Annotated in this window: 5 protein-coding genes; all 5 read right to left on the bottom strand. The window is 75.6% G+C overall.

Features of this window, described 5'->3' with window-relative positions; all coding sequences use genetic code 11:
• Positions 1-713, bottom strand: a 713-nt coding sequence (locus ACVMLK_RS19955; protein WP_457487407.1) for an MrcB family domain-containing protein, incomplete at its 3' end; no start/stop codon positions are given.
• Between the two features lie 7 nt (positions 714-720).
• Positions 721-1,137: a hypothetical protein gene (locus ACVMLK_RS19950; RefSeq protein WP_457487406.1), complete on the bottom strand. Its 417-nt coding sequence runs from the start codon at positions 1,135-1,137 to the stop codon at positions 721-723.
• 2 nt (positions 1,138-1,139) lie between these two features.
• Entirely contained in the window at positions 1,140-1,847 is a 708-nt protein-coding gene (locus ACVMLK_RS19945; protein ID WP_457487405.1) for an RraA family protein, read from the bottom strand.
• A gap of 180 nt (positions 1,848-2,027) precedes the next feature.
• The gene (locus tag ACVMLK_RS19940) at positions 2,028-2,390 is read right to left on the bottom strand and encodes a hypothetical protein (protein ID WP_457487404.1); all 363 of its coding nucleotides are present in this window, start codon (positions 2,388-2,390) and stop codon (positions 2,028-2,030) included.
• A 135-nt stretch (positions 2,391-2,525) separates the two neighbouring features.
• Entirely contained in the window at positions 2,526-3,929 is a 1,404-nt protein-coding gene (locus tag ACVMLK_RS19935; RefSeq protein WP_198367463.1) for a M20/M25/M40 family metallo-hydrolase, read from the bottom strand.
• Between the last annotated feature and the right edge of the window lie 198 nt (positions 3,930-4,127).

Genomic DNA, 4,127 nt, shown 5'->3' with positions numbered 1-4,127 from the left:
CGCGGCGGCAGCCCGCCGCCCTGCCCGCCCCGGCCGCGGCCGGGGCGGCCGGCGGCGGCATTCTCCACCTCGATGCGTTCCGGCGGCGGAGCGGGTGGCATGGCGCCGGCATCCTCGGCGGCATGGATGCGGCCGAGCAGGGCGGCGAAGCGCCCGGCATCCTCCAGGAAGCCCGCATCCGACGGCAGCGCCGCCGCCGGATAGCGGCGGGCCGCCACCGCCGCCCCCTCATAGGACCGGCCCAGCGCGCCGCCGCCCAGATCGAAGGGAAGCGTCAGGCCGGGCTCGGCGGCGAGGTCCGCGGCGAGGACGGCCCGCCCCGCCGCGACCAGCCGCGCCATCATCGCCGCCGGGCGCGGCCGGAAGGCGCCATCCTCGTAGAAGGTCGAGCCATGGGCGAGGGAGAGATAGGCCGCCTCCCCCGCCGCGTCGAAGAGATAGACGCAGTACCAGCCCTGCCGCGCGCTGGGTGAGCGGGCCCGCGAATGGAAGCGCGTCCAGGGCAGGCGCGCCCTCGAGCCCAGGCCGTCGCGCCCCTCGGCGCGGAGATCCTCGCCATGGGGGCCGAGCGCCCGGACCAGCCGCGCCCGCCCGCGCATCAGCGCCGCCGGCAGGAGGCGGCGCACCAGCAGGCCGCGCCGCTGCATCGCCGGGGTCGGCAGGGCGCTGTACTGGCGCTGCAGCCGCAGGATCTCGGCGATCTCGTCCCGCACGCCGGCGTCAGCCGCAGCCTTCGGGATTGAGCCAGCCGGCGGGATGCCCGGCCTCGTCGCGCACGCCCGCGGCGCCCGCGCAGAGCGGATGCAGCGTGAAACGGCGCCCGTCCTCCCCGGGCCAGGGCGGCTCGACGCCGACCGGGCGGAGCGTCTCGCGCCGGGCCGGCCGGCCCGGCGGGCCGAGCTCGGCCACGCATTCCAGCCGCTCCCCACCGGGGCGTTGCAGGCGGACCAGCACGCGGCCGTGGTTCATCGGCATGGCGGCGGTGACGACGCCCCCCGCCTCGCCCTCCAGGCAGGCCACCAGGCCGGGCGCCATGGCCGGCAGGAAGCGGGTCCAGCCCTCGTCCTGCTGCGCCGCGGCCGGCAGGGTCGCCAGCGCGAGCCCGAAGGCCATGAAGGGGGCGAGGCGGGGGCGCACGGTCAGTGGATCTCCTTGGACCTGGCGAGCGCCTCCTTCAGCGCCGCCACCGAGAACTGGCCGGAGGCGCAGAGATCCAGGATCGGCTTCTCGCGCCGCGTGCAGAGATCGATCGCCGCCGGCAGACGGCGCACGGCATCCTGCGGGATGACCACGGCACCATGCCGGTCGGCATGCACCACCGCGTCGTGGTCGCAGGCCATGCCGTGCACCGAGACATCCAGCCCGTAGGCCACCATGTGGACATGCGCGTGGCTCGGATTGATCACGCCGCCCAGGATCTGGAACTCGGGCGCCAGCATGTCGATGTCGCGGTAGGAGCCGTTGGTGACGCAGCCCTGGGCACCCAGCGCCTTGTGCACCGCCGAATGCACCTCGCCCCAGAAGGCGCCGTAGCCCGGCGTGTCGTCGAGATCCTGCAGGACCACCACGGTCGGCATGGCGGCATCGGCCACGTATTCGTACCAGCCGGTGCGGATGGACTGCTCCTTCGCCGCCTCGCGGCCGGAGGGGGCGGCGGCACGGATGGCGCCGGTGCGGGCCAGGCCGCAGATCGGGCGGAGCGTCACGTCGGCCGGCACCAGCGGGCGGACGGTGTAGCCATAGCCGCGCCGCTCGGGCGAGGTGATCTCCAGCGCGTTGCAGATGGTGGGCGTGTCCCAGGCGCGCAGCGCTTCCAGGTCGGCGGCGGTGAAGGGGTAGTTGGTCATGCGGGTCTCCTCCGGGCTTCTGACGGCCGGGAGAGGATCGGACGGAAGCGGAGCCGCGTCAAAGGGGCGCGGCGCGCCCGCCGGGACTTCGGGGGGCCGTGCCGGGAGGGCCGTGCCGGAGGCCCATGCCGATGTCAGGGCCCTGTCCGCCGGCGGGTGCTTCCTCCCCCGCCCCTCACCTCAGCCCGGGTGGCGGTGCCGCCGGGCCTCCTGGCGCATCCGCTCCGCGCGGCGGCGCTCCTCCTCGGCGCGGCGGGCGGCCTCGCGCTGCCGCTCCTCGAAGCGCCGGCGTTCCTCGTCGCGGTGCCGGCGCTCCTCCTCCTCGCGGCGGCGGGCCTCGCGGTGGCGCTCCTCCAGCTGGCGGCGCTCCGCCTCCCAGTGCCGCTGCTCCCGCTCGACATGGCGCCGCGCCTCGATCTCCCGGCGGCGCGCCTCCTCCTCACGCAGGCGGCGCCATTCATCCGGGCGCTGCGCGGCGGCCGCCAGCGGCGTGCCCGCCGCCAGGGACACCAGGCCAAGTCCCAGCAGGTCACGTCGTCGCATCGCGCCGCCTCCCTTACCGCCGGCCGGCGGGATCGCCGGACCGACAGGGGGAGGCTCGCCCCGCCGCGTGGCGCGGGCGCGGCGGCGGCGCGGCGAAACCGGGGCAGCCCTCACCGGGGCCGCCCGGAGGCGGGCTCAGCCGCGCGGCGTGCCCGCCTCGCCGAGATCCCACCACATCCCGGCGAAGGCCAGCAGCCCCTCGCGCGCCGGCGCGGTCAGCAGATGTTCGTCGGGCCCGTGCTGCTTGCAGCCGTTGTAGCTGTGCGGCACCCAGACCAGAGGCACGCCGAGATGATCGACGAAGACATCGCCCGGCAGGCCGCCGCTGCTGTTGGGGATGATCTGCACCCGCTTGCCCAGGCTGCGCTGCATGCTCTCCTGCGCCCAGCGCACCCAGGGGTGGTCCGGCGCGGTTCGGCTGGCCGGCATGCGCAGCCCCGCATTCTCGATGCGCACCAGCTCCAGCCCGGCCGCGTCCAGGTGGCGGCGCAGCGCCGGCTCGAAGCCGGAGGGATCGCTGTCCACGGTGTAGCGGATCTGGCAATGCGCCCGCGCCCAGGGGGCCACGGCATTGACCGGATTCTCCGGCCGGCCGCTCAGCATGGCCAGCACGATGAAGCTGTTCCAGCCATAGATCTTCTCGGCATCGCTCAGCCCCGGCTCGCCCCAGCCGGCATCGATGCTCGCCGCGCCGTCGCCACCGCCGACCGGGCAGTCCCGCAGCACGGCGCGCACCGCCTCCGGCACGCCGGCCCCGCCGCCCGGCAGCCAGTCGCGCAGCCGCACGCGCCCGTCCTTGTCGGCGATGCTGGCGATGGCGTGGGCGAGCAGGATGGCCGGATCGCGCGTCAGCCCGCCCCAGTGGCCGGAATGCACGCCGCCCTCGCGCAGCGACACGGCGAGGTCACAATGCCAGGTGCCGCGCGTGCCGGTGGCGATGGTCGGCAGGCCGGGCTCGACGCGCGGCCCGTCGGAGGCGATCAGCGCGTCGGCGGCCAGTTCCTCCGCATGGGCGGCGACGAAATCGCGCAGGCCCTTGCTGCCGCGCTCCTCGGCCATTTCCAGCACCAGCTTCACATTGGCGCCGAGCCGGCCGCCCCGCTCCTGCAGCACCGCCTCCAGGGCCGCCAGATTGATGGCGTGCTGGCCCTTGTTGTCGGCGGTGCCGCGGCCGTACCAGCGGTCGCCGCGATCGGTCAGGCGCCAGGGCTCGAGCCCCTCGGACCATTGCTCATCCAGCCCGGCCACGGTGTCGCCATGGCCATAGAGCAGCACGGTCGGGCGCGCGGGATCCTCGATGCGCAGGGCGGTGAGGATCGGGCCGAAGCCCTCCTCGGGATTGGGATGCAGCGTGACGGTGAAGCCGAGCCGCTCCAGCCAGGGCCGGATCAGCCCGGTCAGGTAGCGCTCCATCTCCCCCACCCGCCCGGCCTCCTGCGAGCTGGAGGGCACCGAGACCAGATCGCCCAGCAGGGTACGGAAATGGCCCTCGTCGAAGAAACGCCCCGCCCTGGCCAATGCCTCGTCGCGTGTGCCCATCATCATCTCCTCATTCCGGCTCCCGCGCGGGTGTCGCGCGGGCCCGCCGGCGGGAAGCCGCCCCGCCGGGCCACCCGCGTCCATGGACCCGAGCCGCGCCGGCCGCAAGGCGGGGCGCGGCCCTTTGGCGCTTAGCGCCGGTTTCGGAATCCCGTCGGCCCGGCGCGGGCCGTCAGCGCGTGCGGACCGGCGCCGCGC

The sequence above is a fragment of the Teichococcus aerofrigidensis genome (assembly GCF_054073225.1).
Note: the sequence above shows the minus strand (reverse complement) of the source record. Positions and strands in the feature narration are given on the sequence as shown.

What these genes read in the sequence shown, in the direction of transcription:
- ACVMLK_RS19945 (WP_457487405.1), bottom strand. Translation starts at nt 1,847, where the DNA reads ATGACCAACTACCCCTTCACCGCCGCCGACCTGGAAGCGCTGCGCGCC.
- ACVMLK_RS19940 (WP_457487404.1), bottom strand. Translation starts at nt 2,390, where the DNA reads ATGCGACGACGTGACCTGCTGGGACTTGGCCTGGTGTCCCTGGCGGCG.
- ACVMLK_RS19935 (WP_198367463.1), bottom strand. Translation starts at nt 3,929, where the DNA reads ATGGGCACACGCGACGAGGCATTGGCCAGGGCGGGGCGTTTCTTCGAC.